This window comes from Streptomyces sp. LaBMicrA B280 (genome assembly GCF_049222185.1).
Classification (GTDB): Bacteria; Actinomycetota; Actinomycetes; order Streptomycetales; family Streptomycetaceae; genus Streptomyces; species Streptomyces murinus.
This window is the reverse complement of the sequence record NZ_JBMJCT010000007.1, coordinates 33,520-53,013: the sequence shown is the minus strand read 5'-3', so window position 1 is coordinate 53,013 and position 19,494 is coordinate 33,520. Positions and strand designations below refer to the sequence as shown.

Annotated in this window: 16 protein-coding genes and 1 pseudogene; 11 read left to right on the top strand and 6 right to left on the bottom strand. The window is 73.3% G+C overall.

The genetic code is table 11. The annotated features are described in order from the left end of the window. Positions 1 to 12: 12 nt before the first annotated feature. Positions 13 to 2,526: a SpoIIE family protein phosphatase gene (locus tag ACLF5H_RS06920; RefSeq protein ID WP_421675168.1), complete on the bottom strand. Its 2,514-nt coding sequence runs from the start codon at positions 2,524 to 2,526 to the stop codon at positions 13 to 15. Positions 2,527 to 2,705: 179 nt separating this feature from the next. Here ACLF5H_RS06920 and ACLF5H_RS06915 point away from each other — a divergent pair, with 179 nt between their 5' ends. From ACLF5H_RS06915 to ACLF5H_RS06905, 3 genes are all read left to right on the top strand, one after another. Further along, positions 2,706 to 4,358 (top strand): penicillin-binding transpeptidase domain-containing protein, encoded by a 1,653-nt coding sequence (locus ACLF5H_RS06915; protein WP_421675167.1) that lies wholly within the window; start codon positions 2,706 to 2,708, stop codon positions 4,356 to 4,358. A 258-nt stretch (positions 4,359 to 4,616) separates the two neighbouring features. Beyond that, positions 4,617 to 5,441 carry an SCO2400 family protein gene (locus tag ACLF5H_RS06910; protein WP_421675166.1) on the top strand — a complete coding sequence of 275 codons (825 nt, stop codon included), beginning with the start codon at positions 4,617 to 4,619 and terminating at the stop codon, positions 5,439 to 5,441. A gap of 80 nt (positions 5,442 to 5,521) precedes the next feature. Then, positions 5,522 to 6,523, top strand: a complete 1,002-nt coding sequence (locus ACLF5H_RS06905; protein ID WP_421675165.1) for an NAD-dependent epimerase/dehydratase family protein — start codon at positions 5,522 to 5,524, stop codon at positions 6,521 to 6,523. 11 nt (positions 6,524 to 6,534) lie between these two features. Here ACLF5H_RS06905 and ACLF5H_RS06900 read toward each other — a convergent pair whose 3' ends face one another. Then, positions 6,535 to 7,644 carry a sensor histidine kinase gene (locus ACLF5H_RS06900; protein WP_421675164.1) on the bottom strand — a complete coding sequence of 370 codons (1,110 nt, stop codon included), beginning with the start codon at positions 7,642 to 7,644 and terminating at the stop codon, positions 6,535 to 6,537. A 2-nt stretch (positions 7,645 to 7,646) separates the two neighbouring features. Beyond that, complete coding sequence (locus ACLF5H_RS06895) at positions 7,647 to 8,411, bottom strand: response regulator transcription factor (RefSeq protein WP_421675163.1); 765 nt, start codon at positions 8,409 to 8,411, stop codon at positions 7,647 to 7,649. Between the two features lie 113 nt (positions 8,412 to 8,524). Between ACLF5H_RS06895 and ACLF5H_RS06890 the strand changes: the two genes are divergently transcribed. From ACLF5H_RS06890 to ACLF5H_RS06880, 3 genes and pseudogenes are all read left to right on the top strand, one after another. Continuing rightward, positions 8,525 to 9,217, top strand: a complete 693-nt coding sequence (locus ACLF5H_RS06890) for a glycosyltransferase family 2 protein (protein WP_421675162.1) — start codon at positions 8,525 to 8,527, stop codon at positions 9,215 to 9,217. Further along, positions 9,214 to 9,775: pseudogene (locus tag ACLF5H_RS06885) on the top strand (TIGR04282 family arsenosugar biosynthesis glycosyltransferase). Before ACLF5H_RS06890 ends, ACLF5H_RS06885 begins: the two are co-directional and overlap by 4 nt. Further along, complete coding sequence (locus ACLF5H_RS06880; protein ID WP_421675161.1) at positions 9,772 to 10,524, top strand: class I SAM-dependent methyltransferase; 753 nt, start codon at positions 9,772 to 9,774, stop codon at positions 10,522 to 10,524. Before ACLF5H_RS06885 ends, ACLF5H_RS06880 begins: the two are co-directional and overlap by 4 nt. A gap of 322 nt (positions 10,525 to 10,846) precedes the next feature. On the opposite strand, the gene ACLF5H_RS06875 is transcribed toward ACLF5H_RS06880, so the two are convergent. Continuing rightward, positions 10,847 to 12,106 (bottom strand): molybdopterin-dependent oxidoreductase, encoded by a 1,260-nt coding sequence (locus ACLF5H_RS06875; RefSeq protein ID WP_421675160.1) that lies wholly within the window; start codon positions 12,104 to 12,106, stop codon positions 10,847 to 10,849. Between the two features lie 194 nt (positions 12,107 to 12,300). Here ACLF5H_RS06875 and ACLF5H_RS06870 point away from each other — a divergent pair, with 194 nt between their 5' ends. Further along, positions 12,301 to 13,602: a hypothetical protein gene (locus ACLF5H_RS06870; protein WP_421675313.1), complete on the top strand. Its 1,302-nt coding sequence runs from the start codon at positions 12,301 to 12,303 to the stop codon at positions 13,600 to 13,602. Between the two features lie 153 nt (positions 13,603 to 13,755). Then, positions 13,756 to 14,490 carry a dienelactone hydrolase family protein gene (locus ACLF5H_RS06865; RefSeq protein WP_421675159.1) on the top strand — a complete coding sequence of 245 codons (735 nt, stop codon included), beginning with the start codon at positions 13,756 to 13,758 and terminating at the stop codon, positions 14,488 to 14,490. Positions 14,491 to 14,502: 12 nt separating this feature from the next. Here the strand turns inward: ACLF5H_RS06865 and ACLF5H_RS06860 are convergent, their stop codons facing one another. Then, a complete protein-coding gene (locus tag ACLF5H_RS06860) occupies positions 14,503 to 14,889 on the bottom strand; it encodes a DUF2267 domain-containing protein (protein ID WP_421675158.1) in 387 nt (128 codons plus the stop codon). 31 nt (positions 14,890 to 14,920) lie between these two features. Next, positions 14,921 to 15,790 (bottom strand): MBL fold metallo-hydrolase, encoded by an 870-nt coding sequence (locus ACLF5H_RS06855; protein ID WP_421675157.1) that lies wholly within the window; start codon positions 15,788 to 15,790, stop codon positions 14,921 to 14,923. Positions 15,791 to 15,987: 197 nt separating this feature from the next. Between ACLF5H_RS06855 and ACLF5H_RS06850 the strand changes: the two genes are divergently transcribed. The 3 genes from ACLF5H_RS06850 to ACLF5H_RS06840 all read left to right on the top strand — a co-directional run bounded on the left by ACLF5H_RS06850 (position 15,988) and on the right by ACLF5H_RS06840 (position 19,461). After that, the gene (locus ACLF5H_RS06850) at positions 15,988 to 17,187 is read left to right on the top strand and encodes a hypothetical protein (RefSeq protein ID WP_421675156.1); all 1,200 of its coding nucleotides are present in this window, start codon (positions 15,988 to 15,990) and stop codon (positions 17,185 to 17,187) included. Positions 17,188 to 17,413: 226 nt separating this feature from the next. Next, positions 17,414 to 19,102 (top strand): cytochrome c oxidase subunit I, encoded by a 1,689-nt coding sequence (ctaD, locus tag ACLF5H_RS06845; protein ID WP_421675155.1) that lies wholly within the window; start codon positions 17,414 to 17,416, stop codon positions 19,100 to 19,102. After that, positions 19,099 to 19,461, top strand: coding sequence for a cytochrome C oxidase subunit I (locus ACLF5H_RS06840; RefSeq protein WP_421675154.1), 363 nt, complete (start codon positions 19,099 to 19,101; stop codon positions 19,459 to 19,461). Before ctaD ends, ACLF5H_RS06840 begins: the two co-directional genes overlap by 4 nt. The last annotated feature ends 33 nt before the right edge of the window (positions 19,462 to 19,494 follow it).

The window sequence follows — 19,494 nt, the reverse complement described above, 5'->3', positions numbered from 1 at the left end:
GCCATCGGTCTCCTAGGGAAGCTCCCGCTCGTCGGGGATCCGGTACTCGGCGGAGATCCGCCGCTCGGCGGGGATCTTCTGCTCGGCCCAGATGATCTTTCCCTCGCCGGTGTAGCGGGCGCCCCAGCGCAGCGACAGCTGGGCGACGAGGAACAGTCCGCGGCCGCCCTCGTCGGTGCTGCGGGCGTGCCTGAGGCGGGGCGCGGTGCTGCTGGCGTCGGCGACCTCGCAGGTCAGCCGGGAGTCGCGGAGCAGCCGTACCCGGATCGGCGGGGCGGCGTAGCGGATCGCGTTGGTGACCAGCTCGCTGACCAGGAGTTCCGTCGTCATGGCCAGCTCCCCGAGGCCCCATTCGGTGACCTGGCGGGCGGCCAGGGTGCGGATCTCGCCGACGGCGGCGGGGTCGTCGGGGACGTCCCAGGAGACGGCGTGGTCGGCGCCGAGGGCATGGGTGCGGGTCAGCAGCAGCGCGATGTCGTCGGGCTGCGGCCCGGGGACCAGGTCGCGCACGGTGGCGCCGCACAGCCTCTCCAGGTCCGGCTCGGGCCGGGCGAGGGCCTCGGCGAGCCGGGTCATACCGCGCTCGACGTCGTCGCAGGCCTGGATGAGACCGTTGGTGAACAGCCCGAACAGGCTGTGCTCGGCCAGCTCGATCTCGGTCGCCTCGAAGGCCATGCCGCCCAGGCCCAGCGGGGGTCCCGCGGGGATCTCCGGGAAGTAGGCGGGCCCGTCCGGGGGCACGACGACGGGCGGCGGGTGCCCGGCGCGGGCCATGGTGCACCGCCGGGTGACGGGGTCGTAGACGGCGTAGAGGCAGGTCGCGCCGGTGAAGGCGGCCGTGCCCCGGGCGTCGGCGCCGGAGAAGGACTCCTCGCCGCCCAGCCGCAGCACGAGGTCGTCCAGATGGGCCAGGAGCTCGTCCGGGGGCAGCTCCATGTCGGCGAGGGTCTGTACGGCGGTGCGCAGCCGTCCCATGCTCGCGGCGGCGCTGATGCCGTGCCCCACCACATCGCCGACGACGAGCCCGACCCGCGCCCCGGACAGCGGGATCACATCGAACCAGTCGCCGCCGACGCCGCCCGCCGAGTCGGCCGGGAGGTAGGAGGAGGCCACGTCCAGCGCGGTGCCGCCGGTCAGGGCCGGGGGCAGCAGGCTGCGCTGGAGGGTGAGGGCGGCCGTGTGCTCCCGGGTGTAGCGGCGGGCGTTGTCCAGGCAGACGGCCGCCCGCGCCACCAGTTCCCGGGCCAGCAGCACATCGTCGGAGCCGAAGGGCGCCGGGTTGGTCGTACGGGCGAAGGTGGCGAGGCCGAGCGCGGTGTTGCGGGCCCGCATGGGGACGGAGATCAGCGAGTGGGTGCCGAATTCGCGGACGCGGTCGGCGCGCCGCGGCTCGGCGGCGATCCAGGGGCCCTGGTCCGCGTCGAGGACCGGGATGAACAGCGGGTCGCCCTTGATGAGCGTCTTGGCGTCGTACGGCGGCCCGGCGAAGCCGACCCGGTCGCCGACCCGGTAGACGGCCTCGGGGCAGCCCTCGCGCACCGAGCGCACGGCGGCGCGGCGCAGCACGGGCCGGGCGGGCGCGGACCCGGTGTCGCCGAGCAGCGCCTCGTGGCTCTCGCTGCCGAGCACCGGTTCGAGCAGGTCCACGATCACGAAGTCGGCGAAGCGCGGGACGGCGAAGTCGGCCAGTTCCTCGGCCGTGCGCAGCACGTCGAGGGTGGTGCCGATGCTGGTGCCGGCCTCGTTGACCATCGACAGGATCCGGCGGGCGGCCCAGCGTTCGGTGACGTCAAGGACCATGTAGCAGATGCCGGTGACGGTGTCGTCGGTGTCCACCAGGGGGAAGAACGAGGCCGAGTAGGCGTGCCTGCGGTGCGGGTCGGCCCAGCTCCAGCCGTCGTACTCGTAGTCGGTGACGGGCACGCCGGTGGCCAGCACCTTGCGCATCAGCTTTTCCAGGGCCTCGCCCTGCAATCCCGGCAGCAGTTCGCTCAGGCGCCGGCCGAGCCGCTCCTCGCGGGGCACCCCGCCGAGCTGTTCCAGGGTGCCGTTCACCCATACGTAGCGCAGGTCGCGGTCCAGGACGGCCATGCCGACCGGTGAGCGGGCGAGGAATCCGTCGAGGACGGACTGGGCCATGGTCCACCGCCCGCGTTCCTCGCGCGCCGACAGCAGGAAGCAGTCGCGGCCGTCCATGCGGAAGGCGGCCGAGACCCGCAGCAGGACGTCGAACGGGCGGCCGTCGCGGTGCCGCACCCGGATCATGCCGCTCCAGCCGTTTCCGGCGCGGCAGCGGTCCGCGATGGCGCCGACCTTGGCGGGGTCCTCGGGCACGGCGAGCAGGCGCCCGGCGGAGGTGCCGGCCATCTCCGGCGCGGAGTAGCCGAGCAGTGCCTCGGCGGCGCGGGTCCAGCCCACCACCGCGCCGTCCTGCGAGATCACCGCGGCCGCGTCCGTGGACGCGTCGAAGAGGTCCGCCGACCCCACGGACGTGGCTGCGGTGCCGCTCTTGCGCGCTGGTTCCATCAGTCTCACTTTTACACCAGTATCGACCGGTTTAATCGTCCGATGGCCGGGGGCGGTGGCACCGCCGGGGTCGGCGAGTCCCTCCACGTCGGATTTTTGAGCGGTCCGTATTGACATTCCGGTAACGATCTCGCGGTAGTCGTCTCGTCACTTCATGGAACGTACATACGATCCGGCGCATGAACAGAGCTGTGAAGATCGGCATAGCCGGTACGTCCACCGCGCTGCTCGTTCTGGGGGGAATAGGCACCTACAACCTCCTGCACGGGCTGACCGGCGGTACGGCCGGGGACCGGGCGCAGGACACGGGCTTCGACCCGTCGGCGGCGTCGACCACGCCGCCCTCCGGAACCGAGGCGGTGAAGTCGGCCCGGGCATTCCTGGACCACTGGTCCGCGCAGAACGTCGGCGGCGCGGCCGCCGAGACCGACGAGCCGGACGCGGCCGCCCTGGCGCTGCGGCAGTACAAGGACGGGCTGCACCTGGGGAAGGTGACGTTCGACAACGTTCTCCCGGCCGGTCCGTCGAGCGTGACCCCCGGCGCGACGAAGGTCACCTTCACCGTCACCGCGCAGGTGGCGGGCGGCAGTTGGAGCTACCCGAGTGCGGTGGCCGTGCGCAAGAGCGACAACGGGGCGACGGCGGTGCACTGGAACAACTCGGTGCTGTACCCGGGTCTCGGGGACGACCAGTCGCTGACCGCGGGCACGCTGCCCGCGGGTTCGAGCGACGCGAAGGTGGTGGCCAGTGACGGCAGGACGGACCTGACGGGATTCGACTCGCTGCGGGACATCGCGGCGACGATCCGGCAGAACGGCGAGGCCACCGGCGGCCGTCCCGGCACCGGCGTGGCCGTCGTGGACGCCGACGGGGCCGGTGTGAAGACGCTGAAGACGTTCAAGAAGGGCAGCGCGCCGGTCATCAGGACGACGATCGACGCGCGGCTCCAGTCGGCGGCCGAGCAGGCGGTGAAGGACCCGCATCTCGGGGGCAGGCCCACCGGTTCGGTGGCCGTCGACTGGAGCAACGGACACATCCTGGCGGTCGCGCACACGGGCGCGGACGGGGACATCGCCATCAACGGCATCAAGTCCCCCGGCTCCACCATGAAGATCATCACGTCGGCCGCCCTGTTCGACAAGGCGGGTCTGACCCCGGCAAGTCCGGCGCCGTGCACCGACTCCCTGACGGCCAACAGCCAGTCGTTCCACAACGACCCCGGTGTGAAGGCGAATCCGGGGTCGAATCTCGCGCAGGCCTTCGCCGTCTCGTGCAACACCTCCTTCATCAAGGACGGTTTCCACTACCTCGTGCACGACGGTGACGCCTCCGCCCTGCACGACGAGGCGGTGAACGTCTTCGGCATGGGCAGCTGGTCCATCGGCGGCGGGGTCGCCACCACCGACCCGAGCATTCCGGTGGACGCCCAGGGCAGCGACCAGGCGGCCCAGTTCATCGGGCAGGGCCAGGTCACCGCCACACCGCTGTTCATGGCGTCCGTGGCGGCCACCGTGCGGGGCGGTGCCTTCCGGCAGCCCATCATCGTGCCGGGGCAGCAGCAGACGAGCGCGCCGCGGCCGATCACGCCCCGCACCGCGGGCTATCTCCAGTCGATGATGCGCGCGACCGCCACCGGTGGCACCGCCGCACCGCGGCTGAGCGGCCTCGCCGGTGTCGGCGCCAAGACGGGCACCGCCGAGGAGGGCGACCACACCAACGGCTGGCTGACCGCCTACGACGCGCACATCGCGGTCGCGGCCCTGGTCGAGGGCGGCACCTCCGGCGTGGACTCCGCCGGTTATGTCGTACGACGCCTGCTGACGACCGACTGACCGGCGCCCCCGGCGCGGTGAACGGCCCCCGGCGTGATGGACGTCCATCGCGCCGGGGGCCCGCGTCTGTGCGCGCTGGGCTTCGGCACCGGCGCATGACTGCCGGAGAATCTGCCCAGGAGCAACACACCGACTGCACACAGCCTTTCGAAAGCCCCGTTAGCGTGACTGGCCGCTCGATCCTCCGTACGAACGTGACCAGGCCGTGGCCCGGGCGGGCCGATGGCGCAGCCGAACAGGGAAGACCGGAAGACGCAGATGGACTACTGCTCCGAGTGCCGTCGGCACCTCAACGGCGCGCTGGTGTGCCCCGGCTGCGGCGCCTACGCCCCGGACATCGCCCCACCCGGCACCGGCGGATCCCCCGCGGGCACCACCGGGACCGAAGTGGCTCCACCCACTTGGGAGTTCGAGTCGGCCGCAAACCCGTTCCCGGGTGACCCTGCCGCTGTCGCCGGTACCTCCGCCGACGTCGAGGACGCGCCTCCGATGCGGGAGGGCCGGGCGGCGCGGCGGCGGCAGCTGGCCCGCTGGAAGAAGAACCAGCGCCGGGCCGTGGTCGCCACCGCCGTCGCCCTCGTCGGCGGCGGGCTGACCCTCGCCTCGATGGACCGGCACACCGCCGACCGGGCGCAGGCGGCCACGCTGCCCGACGACCGGAACGCGGGCACCGCACCGCAGGACGAGGCGCCCGATCAGGCCCCCGGCCCGTCGGCCACGCCCGCCACGCACCCGGCCCACCACGTCGCCCCCGCGCCCCGGACACCGGGCGGCACGGGCCCCGTCCAGCGGACCCCCGCGACCCACCACGGCACAACGCCCCCGGACACCCACCCGGACTCCGCCGCCCCCGCCACCCCGGTCACCCGGGCCCGGCCCGCCACCACGCGGCCGGCGCACACCACCGCCCCCTCGACCCCCGCGACCGGCCGCACCACCAGCCCCGCCCCCAGCACGTCGTCCACCCCCGCGCCCGCCCCCACCCCCGGCGGCTCCGGCCAGGGCACGACCTCCAGCACACCCCCGGCACGCGCCTCGACCTCGCCGGAACAGCTCTGCGTGCTGGTGCTCTGCATCGGCTGAGCGGCTCCCAGGTCTTACGGAGCCGTGACATGACCCGCGCGTTCCGGGAGCGGGGCGCGGGCCCCCTCTAGCGTGGCCGTATGCGCGTATTGGTCACCGGCGGTGCCGGTTTCATCGGTTCCCATGTCGTCGAGGAACTGCGGACACGCGGCCATGAGCCCGTGGTGTACGACGTCCGTACGGATCCCGGCGCGGACGTGCGGGACGCGGCGGCGGTGGCGCGGGCGCTGGCCGGGGTGGACGCCGTATGCCATCAGGCGGCGATGGTCGGACTCGGCAACGGCGTCGCGGACGCCCCGGAGTACGTCTCGCGCAACGACCTGGGTACGGCCGTGCTGCTCGCGGCGATGGCACAGGCGGGCGTGGGACGCCTGGTGCTCGCCGGGTCCATGGTCGTCTACGGCGAGGGCCGGTACACCTGCCCGCGCCACGGCGTCGTACGGCCGGGCCCGCGCGCCGTGGCCGACCTCGACGCGGGCCGCTTCGAGCCCCGGTGCCCGGCGTGCGGGGCGGAGCTGTCCCCCGGACTGGTCGGGGAGGACGCCCCGGCCGATCCCCGCAACGTGTACGCGGCGACCAAGCTCGCGCAGGAGCACCTGGCCGCCGCCTGGGCCCGGGCCACGAGCGGGACGGCGGTGTCCCTGCGCTACCACAACGTGTACGGCCCGCGGATGCCCCGCGACACCCCCTACGCCGGGGTCGCCTCCTTCTTCCGCTCCGCGCTCGCCCGCGGAGCGGCACCCCGGGTCTTCGAGGACGGCGGCCAGCGCCGGGACTTCGTGCATGTCCGGGACGTCGCCGCGGCGAACGTGGCCGCGCTGGAGGCACAGTCCGCGCCGGGCGCGCTCACCGCGTACAACACCGGCAGCGGTGAGCCCCGTACCGTCGGCGAACTGGCGCGGGCGCTCGCCGAGGCGTGCGGCGGCCCGGAGCCGGTGGTCACCGGGGAGTACCGGCTGGGGGACGTACGGCACATCACCGCGGACTCCGCCCGGCTGCGGGCCGCGCTGGGGTGGAAGCCGCAGGTCGATTTCGCGGACGGCATGCGGGAGTTCGCGCGGGCCGGGCTCAGGGCGGACTGAACTCCCTCACCTCATCGTGCGGTGGGCAGCGTGACCTCGAAGCGGCAGCCGCCGGGGATGTTGCGGACGGTGGCCCGGCCCCGGTGAGCCTCCACGATGCCGCGCACGATGGCGAGGCCGAGGCCCGCGCCCGCCGGGGGTGTCCGGGCGTCGGTGCCGCGCCAGCCGGTCTCGAAGACGCGCGGCAGATCCTCCTCCGGGATGCCGCCGCAGCCGTCGGTGACGGACAGCACCACACCGTCGTCGGTGCGCTCGGCGGCGATCGCGACCGTGCCGTCGGCGGGCGTGCGGCGGATGGCGTTGACGAGCAGATTGCCGAGCACCCGGCTCATCTCCCTGCCGTCGACCTCCACCGGCACCGGCTCGACCCGCTCCCCCACCAGCCGCACCCCGTGCTCCCTGGCCAGCGGGTCGGCTCCGGCCAGGGCGTCGCCGACCAGGTCGTACAGGGAGATCCGGGCGAGGCTCAGACAGAGGGTGCCCGCGTGGATGCGGGAGAGTTCGAAGAGGTCGCCGACCATGTCGTTGAGGCGTTCCACCTCGGCGCGGATCTGCTTCAGATAGCGGTCGGGGTCGGCCGCGACCCCGTCCTCCAGGGCCTCCGCCATGGCGCGCAGTCCGGCGAGCGGGGTGCGCAGATCGTGCGAGATCCAGGCGACCAGCTCACGCCGGGACGCCTCCAACGCCCGCTCCCGCTCGCGGGATTCGGCGAGCCGGGCACTGGTGGCGGCCAACTCGCGGCTGAGTTCCTCCAGTTCGGCGGTCGCGGGTCCGTCGGGCGCGGCGAAGGCGCCACCGTCCCCGAACGACCGTGCCGCGTCGGCGAGTTCGCGGCTGCGGGCGACCACCCAGCGGCCCATCATCAGCGCGGTGGCCAGGGAGACCACGGCCGCCATGGCGACGACGGTGGTGACCACGGACAGATCGTGCCGGGACAGGAACATCGCCCAGGCGACCGCGAGCGTGCCCGCGAGCATGGCGACGACACCGACGGCCGCGACCACGGCGAGGGAGGCGGTGAGCGAGCGGCGCCGGATCAGCCGCAGGACGCAGGCTCCGGCGAGACCGGTCGCTGCGGCACCGGCGAAGGCGTAGAGGGCGATGAGGAGGCCGGCGTGCACGGTCAGTCCACCGCCCCGCCGGGCTCGAAGCGGTAGCCGACGCCCCACACCGTCTGGATCAGCCGGGGCCGGGCCGGGTCGTCCTCGACCTTGCCGCGCAGCCTGCGCACATGCACCGTGACCGTCGAGAGGTCACCGAAGTCCCAGCCCCACACCTCCCGCATCAGGTCCTCCCTGCCGAAGGCGCGGCCGGGATGGCGCAGAAAGAAGGCGAGCAGGTCGAACTCCCGGAGGGTCAGGGCCAGTTCGCCACCGTTCTTGGTGGCGCGGCGGGCGTCCGGGTCGACCGAGAGACCGGCCGCGGCCAGCCGGTGGCCGCCGGTCGCGGCGGGGCGGCTGCGGCGCAGCACGGACTCGACGCGCAGGACGAGTTCCCGGGGGCTGAAGGGCTTGGTGACGTAGTCGTCCGCGCCGACCTCCAGGCCGAGGACGCGGTCCTCCTCGTCGCCCCGGGCGGTCAGCATGATGACCGGCACGGGTCCCTGCTCCCGCAGCCGCCGGCACACCTCAAGGCCGTCCATGCCGGGCAGCATCAGATCGAGCACGACGAGGTCGGGCCACCGGTCGCGGGCGCGGCCGAGCGCCGTCGGGCCGTCGTCGGCGCGGTCGACCGCGTAGCCGGCCCGGTCCAGGTATCCGGCGACCACCTCGGCGACGGTGGGGTCGTCGTCCACGACCAGGACCCGGGCGCGGGCTCCGCCCCGGTCTCGGTCTCGTACCGCGTCGTCCGTGGTGGCGGCCCGGTGGGGCTCGTACTGCGATCGCATGCCTCAAGCGTCCCACCGCCCGAGGTCAGCGGGCAGGGCGGCGGGTTCGGTGTCCGCGTTTCGTAAGGACCGGAAGTCCGTTATGCCTGGTTCGTGTTCGTAGGGTGAGAGCCATGACGATCTCTTCTTCGGACGTCGACGTGGTGCTGCCCTGTCTGGACGAGGCCGAGGCCCTGCCCTGGGTGCTCGGCCGGATCCCGGCGGGCTGGCGTGCTCTCGTCGTCGACAACGGCTCCCGCGACGGCTCGGCCCGGATCGCCCGGGCGCTGGGCGCGATGGTGGTGGACGAGCCGCGGCGCGGCTTCGGCGCCGCGTGCCACGCCGGGCTGACCGCCGCCACGGCCGGCATCGTGTGCTTCTGCGACTGCGACGCCTCGCTGGACCCGGCCCTGCTCGTGCCCTTCGTCCAGCGGATCCACGAGGGGACGGCCGATCTGGTGCTGGGCCGACGGCGCCCGGTGGCCCGGGGCACCTGGCCGGTGCACGCGCGGGCCGGGAACCTCGCGCTGGCGCGGATGCTGCGCCACCGCACCGGTCTGCGACTGCACGACCTGGGCCCCCTGCGGGCCGCCCGGCGCGAGGCGCTGCTCGGACTGGATCTCACCGACCGGCGCAGTGGATATCCGCTGGAGATGGTGGTACGCGCCGCCGACGCCGGGTGGCGGGTCGCCGAATACGACGTGCCGTACCTGCCGCGCACCGGTACGTCCAAGGTGACGGGCACCTGGACCGGTACCTGGCACGCGGTACGGGACATGCGCCGGGTGCTGACCGGGGCCCCGGCCCGGGAGCGGGCGGCGCGGTGACCACCTTGCTCGTCATCGCCAAGGAACCCCGCCCGGGACGGGTCAAGACCCGGCTGACCCCGCCGTTCACCCCGCAGGAGGCGGCTCGGCTCGCCGAGGCGGCGCTCGCCGACACCCTGCACACAGTGGCGCGGACACCCGCGTCCCGGCGCGTCCTCGTACTGGAGGGGACACCGGGGGCCTGGCTGCCGCCGGGCTTCGAGGTCGTACCGCAGTGCGCGGGCGGCCTGGACGAACGGCTGGCGGACGCCTTCGCGCACTGCGCCGGACCCGCGCTGCTGATCGGCATGGACACCCCGCAGGTCACCCCGGAGCTGCTGACCGTGGACTTCGCCGACTGCGACGCGTGGCTGGGCCCGGCGTTCGACGGCGGGTTCTGGGCGCTGGGGCTGGCCGAGCCCGACCCGGCGCTGCTGCGCGGCGTGCCCATGTCGACGCCCGGCACCGGCGCCGCGCAGCGGGCGCGGCTGACCGCCCGCCCGGGCGGTCGCCGCGCTGGCCCCGCACGGCCGGTTCGCCGCCCAGTTGGCCCACTGCGCCGCGGAGCTGCCCCGATGAGCGGCTCCGTCGCCTGGGCCGCCGCCGACCCGTACGCCACCGCGCTGCGCACCGGCCGGGGCCCGCTGTTCCTGCGCCGCGCCGATGGCTGGCTGCTGCCCCTGGAGGTGGAGCGCTGGTGCGGCCGGGCCGATCCGGTCGACCTCGCGGTGCTGGACCGCTGCGAGGGCGCCGTACTGGACGTCGGCTGCGGTCCCGGCCGACTGGTGGCGGAACTCGCCGCCCGGGGCCGTACCGTGCTCGGCATCGATGTCAGCGACGCGGCGGTGGAGCACACCACCGGGCTCGGCGGTCCGGTGCTGCACCGCTCGGTGTTCGAGGCGCTGCCCGGCGAGGGCCGCTGGGACACCGTGCTGCTCATGGACGGCAACATCGGCATCGGCGGGGACCCGGCGGCGCTGCTGGCGCGGGTGGCCGGGCTGCTGCGGCCGGGCGGCCTGCTGATCGCGGAGAGCGCGCCGGTCGATGTCGATGAGCGCGCCCTCGTCGAGGTGGTCGACGTGACCGCGGAGCCGGGCGCCCGCGGCGGCACGTTCCCGTGGGCCAGGCTCGGTACCCCGGCCCTGCTGCGCCATGCGCGCGGGGCCGGGTGGTGGCGCGTCGCTCAGTGGGGCGCCGACGGCCGCCGCTTCGCCGCCCTGCGCACCCGCCGCACGAGCAGCGCGGCGGAACCGCCGAAGAGCACGGCGGTGATCAGCAGCCAGCGGGTGCGGAAGCCGTCCGGGGACAGGCCGGTCGCCAACCGGTAGCGCTCGGCGGTCCTGCCGCTGATCAGCGGGAACCACACGAGGAGCAGCAGCGCGGACAGCGCGGCCGGGACCCGCACATAGGGGGTCCAGGCGCGCCGTCCGGCAGCCGCAAGGCCATGGATCATCGCCCGGTCGGCCGCCGCGTACAGGGGCAGCAGCACCAGGTCGTGCAGCAGGGCGGCGCCCACGATCCACAGTGCCACCGCGAACCAGTCACCGGCCAGCAGCCGGCTCCCGGCGTAGGCGGCGAGCGCGAACGAGCAGGCGAGCAGCAGCAGTTGGAAGGGGCTGCCGAGCGCGACGCGCAGCCGTCGGGGTGTCATCACAGGGCTCCGAAGGTCAGCCGGGCCACCCATTTGGTGTTCAGCACACCGGGTGCGGCGGGCACGATGACACGCGCCGGATGGCCGTGGTCGGGGGAGAGTTCCTCGCCGTTGACGTACAGGGCGAGCAGGGTGCGCGGATCGGCCACCTGGTTGGCGCGCAGGGCCGCACGGCGGAAGGCGCCGTGGCGTTGCAGGGACTCCACGAGCACGTCCGGCGGATCGCCGTCATGGCCGACCAGCGCGGCGAGGTCACGCAGCCGTACCCCGCGCCACCACTGGTCGGCGGTCGACCAGCCTTCCACGCAGGCGATGGGCAACGAGGCGCTGTGCAAAGGCAGTTGGAGCAGCTGGGCCCGGCTGAGGCGGACGGTGCCGGTGCGGCCGGTGACGACGAGCCGCCAGGCGTCCTCATGGGTGTCGGCCGCGGTGATCCCGGCGTACGCGGCGGTCTTGTTGATCTGGAAGCCGTTGGGTCCGCCGTTCGGATCGGCCGTGCCGTGCGGTGCGAGCAGGGCGGTGCGGCGGAAGGGTCCGCCGAGGCTCTGTCCGACCGTGGTCAGGAACAGCAGCAGCGAGCCGCCGCCGACCAGCCCGAGGGCGCCGCGCCGGGAGACGGTGGGCCGGTCGGGGCGTGGCGGGACCAGGGTGTCCGCCGCGGGCATGACGCCTTCCTCGGGTTCGTCGCGCAGCCGCCGTCGCACGGTGCGCAGCGCGGTGGGCGTCTTCAGTACGGCATGGGCGACGAAGGCCCCGAAGAACACCCAGGCGCCGTAGAAGTGCAGGGGGTAGAAGGAGCCCGGGAAGACGTAGTCCAGCTGGATGTTGAGCACGCCGGTGGTGAACTCGAACAGGCCGCCGCCGACGAGCAGCAACAGGGAGATCCGTTCCAGCGCGTGGGCGACGGAGCGGGCCGGGGGCAGGGTGAACAGCCTGGGCACCACCGACCACAGCTTGGCCAGCAGGACGGGGATCAGGGTGATGCCCAGGGTGACATGGACGCCCTGGGTGAGGCGGTACAGCCACACCGGGTCGGTCGGCCAGTCGAACAGGTAGAAGCCGAGCAGGCCCTTGTCCGGCGTCGTGTCGTTCACCCGGGACAGGTTCGGGTTGTAGGCGGCGTACGAGACCAGGCCGGTCACGAACAGCACCGTGATGCCGACGAGGAGGACGAGGCCGAGCACCGAGGTGAACCACGGGCCGCGCAGTGGACTGCGCCAGAAGGCCGGTGAGGTGGGAAGGCGGTCTTGGTCACGCATGCCCCGACCGTAAGCCGCGGGACGTCCGGGACAGGCGGTACGACTGGTGACGAAACCCTGACGTCCGGCCCGGACGGCGGCCCGGCGCCGCCCGCCCGGCCTAGCGTGCCGGTGTGACCCGTTCCCTCCGCCGAGACCTCGCCCCCGACCGTGCCGCGGCTCCCTCCGGCGCCTCCCGCGCCGCCCGACGCGATCTGTACGCCGCCGCTGCCGCCGCCCTGCTCGTGACGGCGGCCGTCCTGGTCGGCCGCCACATCCAGGACGTCCACCGCACGCTGTTCGTGCACTGGCCCCCGCTGTTCGCCGACTGGGACCCGCACCTCGGCCCCGGCACCCCCGCCGCCCTGGCCGTGGCCGCGGCGGCCGTGGCCTGCGGTCCCGCGCTCGCGGTCCGGCTGCCCTGGCGCGGGCTGCTCGCGGCGGCCTGGGCGACCGCGCTCGCGTGGATCGTCTCGCTGGCCCTGGTGGACGGCTGGCAGCGGGGCATCGCGGGCCGGCTGACCACCCGTGAGGAGTACCTCCGGGTGATCGGCCGGTTCCCTGACATCCCGACCGCGCTGCGCGACTTCACCCACCACATCGTCAGCGGCTCCCCGCAGCCGTGGCCCGCCCATGTCGCGGGGCACCCCCCGGCGGCCACCCTGACCTTCGTCCTGCTCGACCGGATCGGGCTGCGGGGCGGCGGCTGGGCCGGGATGTTCTGTGTGGTCGTCGGCGCGAGCGGATGCGTGGCGGTGCTGATCGCGGTGCGCGCCCTGGCCGGGGAGGCGCTCGCGCGGCGGGCGGCGCCGTTCACGGTGCTGGCACCGGCCGCGGTGTGGCAGGGCGTCTCCGCCGACGGCTATTTCGCGGCGGTCGCCGCCTGGTCCGTGGCCCTGCTCGCCCTCGCCCTGACCCGCCGCTCCCCCTGGGCGGCGGCCGGCTCGGGCCTGCTGTTCGGACTGACCTGCTATCTCTCCTACGGCCTCACCCTCTTCACCCTCGTCGGCGCGGCCGTGCTCCTCCTCGCCCGCCGCGAACTACGCGCCCGTCCCGCCCTGTTGCCGCCGCTGCTCGCCGGACTCGCCGTGTTCCCGGTGGTGTTCACGCTCGCCGGTTTCAACTGGTGGCACGGATACCAGCTCCTGACGATCCGCTACTACCAAGGTGTGGGCGGGATCCGGCCCTACGGCTACTGGGTCTGGGCCGATCTCGCCTGCGCCGCGCTCATCACCGGGCCGGCCACGGCGGCGGGCCTGCGCCGCACCGGCGCCGAGCTCCTGCACCGGCGCCCCGGCGCCCGGACCCGGCTCGCCCTCCTCGTCTGGGCCGCGCTGCTCGCCCTGCTGGTGGCCGACCTGTCCGGCATGAGCAAGGCCGAGACCGAGCGGATCTGGCTGCCCTTCGCGCTGTGGCTGCTGCCCGCCTGCGCGCTGCTCCCCCGCCCCCGCCCCTGGCTCGCCGCCCAGGCGGTGCTCGCGCTGCTCCTCAATCATCTGCTGCTGACCGGCTGGTGACGCCGCTCCCCCCGGCACCCCCCGGCGCCCTGGCGCTCCCGGCAGCCCCGGGCCCTGCGGGTGCCGGGAGCCCGCTCCCGTGGGCATCATGGAAGGTGGGACATCCGGGCCGTGTCGCTCGGCGGGAACGGCCCCCGGGAAGGGTTGAGGCCGATGATCTCCGAGATGGTTCTCGTCCGTATGGACGACGCCGCGCTCCACGGCGACCTCGTGGTCCAGGCACCCTCGCGTGCGGTGGTGCTCTTCGCGCACGGCAACGGCAGCTCCCGGCACAGCACCCGCAACCGGACCGTGGCCGCCGAGCTGCGCACGGCCGGGTACGGCACGCTGCTGCTCGATCTGCTCAACGAGCGGGAGGAGCGGCACGACGCGCTGACCGCCGCCCACCGCTTCGACATCCCGCTCCTCGCGCACCGGCTGGTGGGGGCGATCGACTGGCTCGCGGAACAGCCCGACACCCGGGGTACGCCGGTGGTGCTGTTCGGCGCGAGCACCGGCACCGCCGCCGCGCTGACGGCCGCCGCCGAGCGACCCGACCGGGTCCTGGCCGTGGTCTCCCGGGACGGGCGGCCCGACCTCGCGGGCGACGCGCTGGAGCGGGTCCGGGCGCCGGTGCTGCTGGTCGTCGGCGGGCAGGACCACGAGATCCTGCGGCTCAACCAGGACGCGGCCCGGCGGCTGCGGGCCCCGCACGCCCTGCACGTCGTACCGGACGCCACCCATCTGTTCGAGGACCCGCGCGCGCTGGCCCAGGTCTCCGCCGCGGCCAGACGGTGGTGCGACGAGCGAGTGCGGGCCACGCGGGACGAGCACGAACGGAACGAACGGGATCAGGGACAGGAGCAGAAGCAGGAGCAGAAGCTGGAGACACATGGGCACGGGCAGTGAGGCGGCCCGGACTCAGCCCGGCTCCGGCCTCCCGAACAGCTCCGCGTAGGTGACCGGCAACCGGGCCAGCAGATCGTCCAGTTCGCCGCCGGAGACCGACTCGGCGACGGTGGAGAGCACCGCGCCCGCGTCCCACTCCGCCGTGCGCGGCCGGGCGCCCGTCTGCTGGGCCACCCGCCGCAGGAACTCCTCCCGGCCGAAGGACTCGGCGCAGCCCCGGTCCCGGTGCAGGGCCTCGTCCAGCGGGGCGGGCAGCCGCGCCGCCAGCTCGTCGGCCTCATCCGGGGTGATCCGGGTGGCCAGCGTCCACAGCACGGCCTCGCTGACGTGCTCGGCCTCCGCCCGGCTCCGGTACTCCCCGCGGTCCTGGACCCGGGTCAGAAACTCCGCCAGTCGCACGGTGACCTCCCGCTCTCGAACACCGTTCCCCTCACCACCGTACGGCCGTGAAGTCGACGGGACGCGGGCGCAGCGCGCGCGTGCGCTCGGTCAGGGCGCGCAGGCGGCGGGACATCTCGGCGGCGGGCAGCCGCCTGCGGTCGCCGTGGCCCGGCAGCACCCACTCGAAGCGCAACCGGTCCGCCGTACGCGCCAGGGAGGCGGCCAACTCCTCGATGGAGTACCAGGTCACGCTGTCCGCGACGGCGAGATCGCCGAGCGCGCGCGACCAGTAGAAGCTGTCGCCGGTGAAGCAGTACCGGTCGTCCGCGAGGTAGAGCACGCTGCCCCGGGTGTGGCCGGGCAGCGGGTGCACGGCGACGCCCGTGCCGATCTCCACCGGGTCGAGGCCCCGGATCACCTGGTCCGCGTCGGGCGCGGCGTCCAGGTCGCCCTCGTGGATCCACAGCCGGGCGCCGAGGTGGTCGGCCCAGCGGCGGCCGTGGGCGGCGTGGTCGCGATGGGTGAGCAGTACGTCCGTGATCCGGCCCAGGGCCGTGTACCGATCGGCCAGGGCGGGGCTCCAGCGGGGGGTGTCGACCATCATCTGGGTGCCGTCGGGTCGGCGCAGCAGATAGGCGTTGGCGGCGGCGGTGCGCCGCGAGTTGTGGCCGCACAGCAGCACGCCGTCGTCCAGGGCCAGGGGGAACGGGTCGAGCGCTTGGTCGGGCTGCCCGGTGGTGGGGCGGATCGAGCGGGTGTGGCAGGCGAAGACGGCCGCGTGCAGGCGCCGGTTCTCCTCCTCGGTCCCGGGCTGCCGCACGATCCGGGACGTGCCGTTCTCCTCGTCGATCAGGTCCGGCGCCAGCTGCCGGGCGACATCGCAGTTGGTGCAGCGGTCGTCGACGTACCAGCCGTCCACAGGGGCTCCTTCCGAGGGGCGCGGCCCCGGGTGGAACCGCCGTTCCAGGATGACTCGCGCGAACCGGGACCGATAGGTGCGTATGGTCTTGTGTTTTCCCCGGTACAACGCTCTGACCAGCAGGTAAAACAAGACAGAAGTGGCTTGATCGGCGTGGCCCCATTGCACGTACGTGCGGCTCCGCTCAAGGTCAGGGGGTGAGTACGTTCTCCCCGCAGCACGGTGCTGCCTCCGCCCTCGAACGGCCCGGTCCGCCCCTGGAAGGGCGCGAGCGGCGGACGTGGCCACCCGGCGTCCAGCGGGCGCTCGTCCTCTTCGGCGGCGTCCGGCTGGCGGGGGCGGTCCTCGTCGTCGTGGTGAACCTGCTCACCGGCCGTTCGATACTCAAGGGCCTGGCCCACTCCTGGGACTCCGTCTGGTACCTGCACATCGCCACGCACGGCTACGGCACCCGGATGCACATCACGAACTCCGGCGCGGTGCAGACCGACTGGGCGTTCTTCCCCCTCTACCCGGGACTCGTCCGGGCCCTCGACTGGATCCCCCTGCTGACCCCGGGCGTGGCGGCGCTGCTGATCGCCTGGACCTCGACCGCGCTGGCCGCCGTCGGCGTCTACGCGATCGGACACCGGCTGTACGGCCGCGCGGTCGCCACCGCGATGGTCGCCCTGTGGGCCGTGCTGCCGCACTCCGTCGTCCTCACCCTCGCCTACACCGAGCCCCTGTTCATCGCGCTCGCCGTCTGGTGTCTGTACGCGCTGCTGGACGAGCGCTGGCTGACGGCCGGCACGCTGGCCGCGCTCGCGGGCCTGACCCGGCCGAACGGCTACGCCGCCGCCGCGGCCGTCCTCGGCATGGCCGCCTTCGAGGTCGTACGGCGCCGGGGGCGTGTGCCGCTCGGACTGTGGGCCGGCGCCCTGGCCGCCCCGCTCGGCTGGACGGCGTACCTGCTGCTGGTGGGGAATCGCACGGGCGCCCTGCTGCACGGCTACTTCCAGGTGCAGAGCGCCTGGGAGTCACGCTTCGACGGGGGCCTCGGCACCCTGCGCTTCCTCGCGACGGTGCCGCTCACCGACGGCGTCATCTACCCGGTGGCGCTGGTGGTCGTGGCGGTCGGTGTCCACCTGTTCGTCCGGCTGTGCCGGGAGCGCGTCCCGCTGGCGCTGCTGCTCTACACCGCCGCGCTGCTGCTGCCGGTCGTGCTGGTCTCGGGCCCCTTCGAGTCCAAGCCGCGCTTCCTGCTGCCGGCCTTCCCGCTGCTCGTCCCCGCGGCACAGGCCCTGGTCCACCGGTGGCGCACCGACCCCGACGCCGCCCGCAGGCTGTACGGGTACCTCGCCGGTTTCTCCCTGCTCTACGGCACGTATCTGGCGACCTTCGCCAACCACTCCCCCTGAGCGCCCGGCCCGGCCCGTCTCTCCGCCCCGCCGCTCCGTTGGTCCGTTGCTCCTCCGTTGCTTCTCCGTTGCTCCGAACGGGGTGTAGGAATGCTCCGCTCGGGTGCGAGCGTCAGCCGTTCGGCCGTGTCCCGGCCGCCGGGAGGTCCGGTGGCCGACCCGGTGCCGCGAGGATGTCGGATGACTGACGTCGGCGAACCTGCGAGCGCCGGGAGGCGTACCAGCTGTGAGCATTCTGAACGAGCCCAAGGGGCCGGCCGACACCTACGACACCGAGGTGCCGGTGCGGCGCAAGCAGCCCGGCAATGTCGTGGTGAAGTGGCTGACGACCACCGATCACAAGACGATCGGCACGCTGTACCTGGCGACGTCGTTCGCGTTCTTCCTGATCGGCGGCGTCATGGCGCTCATCATGCGCGCCGAGCTGGCCCGCCCGGGGCTGCAGATCGTCTCCAAGGAGCAGTTCAACCAGCTGTTCACGATGCACGGCACCGTGATGCTGCTGATGTTCGCGACGCCGCTGTTCGCCGGATTCACCAACTGGATCATGCCGCTGCAGATCGGCGCCCCCGATGTCGCCTTCCCGCGGCTGAACATGTTCGCCTACTGGCTGTACCTGCTCGGCTCGCTCATCGCAGTGGGCGGCTTCCTCACTCCGGACGGCGCGGCCGACTTCGGCTGGTTCTCCTACGCGCCCCTGCACAGCGAGGTGTTCTCGCCCAATGTCGGCTCCGACCTGTGGCTCATGGGTCTGGCCTTCTCCGGCTTCGGGACGATCCTCGGCTCGGTCAACTTCATCGCCACGATCATCTGCATGCGCGCTCCGGGCATGACGATGTTCCGTATGCCGATCTTCGTGTGGAACGTGCTGCTGACCGCCGTGCTGGTCCTGCTGGCCTTCCCCGTCCTGGCCGCCGCGCTGTTCGCCGTCGAGGCGGACCGCAAGTTCGGGGCCCATGTCTTCGATCCGGCCAATGGCGGCGCCCTGCTGTGGCAGCACCTCTTCTGGTTCTTCGGCCATCCAGAGGTGTACATCATCGCGCTGCCGTTCTTCGGCATCGTCTCCGAGATCATCCCGGTGTTCTCCCGCAAGCCGATGTTCGGTTACATGGGCCTGATCGGGGCGACCGTCGCCATCGCCGGTCTGTCCATCACGGTGTGGGCGCACCACATGTACGTCACCGGCGGTGTGCTGCTGCCGTTCTTCTCCTTCATGACCTTCCTGATCGCGGTGCCGACGGGCGTGAAGTTCTTCAACTGGCTCGGCACCATGTGGAAGGGCTCGCTGTCCTTCGAGACGCCGATGCTCTGGGCGGCGGGCTTCCTCGTCACCTTCCTCTTCGGCGGTCTGACCGGTGTCATCCTGGCCTCGCCGCCGATGGACTTCCATGTGTCCGACTCGTACTTCGTGGTGGCCCACTTCCACTACGTGGTCTTCGGTACGGTCGTGTTCGCCATGTTCGCCGGATTCCACTTCTGGTGGCCCAAGTTCACCGGCAAGATGCTGGACGAACGCCTCGGCAAGATCACCTTCTGGACGCTGTTCGTCGGCTTCCACACCACGTTCCTGGTGCAGCACTGGCTGGGCGCCGAGGGCATGCCCCGCCGTTACGCCGACTACCTGGCGGCCGACGGGTTCACCGCCCTGAACACGGTCTCCTCGATCGGCTCGTTCCTGCTGGGCCTGTCGATGCTGCCGTTCCTCTACAACATCTGGAAGACGGCGCGGTTCGGGGTGCCGGTCGGTGTGGACGACCCCTGGGGCTACGGCCGCTCCCTCGAATGGGCGACCTCCTGCCCGCCGCCGCGGCACAACTTCATCACCCTGCCGCGGATCCGCAGCGAATCCCCCGCGTTCGACCTGCACCACCCGGACATCGCGCTGGCCGAGGCCGAGGCGCACGGCGCGGTATGAGCGACCCGAGTCTGCGGCAGGGTGCCACCGAGGGGGAACTGAGCAACGAGGTGGAGGGGTACCTGCTCTGGCAGGCCCGGATCGCGGAGGCCGAGCAGCGCGCCCGGGAGTTCGTCCGTCCCATGGACTGGCTGACGACCGCCCAGCGCACGGAGATCGAGCAGAGTTACGTCGAGGACGCCCTGCGCCGCGCCAGGAAGGACCTGGAGCGCATCGCCGCCCGCTGCGCCTCGCTGCGCGCCGAGTACGAGAACAGATACCGGGAGCTGCGACGGCGGTGCGTGGGCCGGGCGCTGGGCGCGTGCGCGGGACTGGCGGCGGCGGTGACGCTGCTGCTGCTTCTGACGGCCCGTGGGTGACCAGGCCGTAGGCCGCCCTTGGTCATGCGTCAC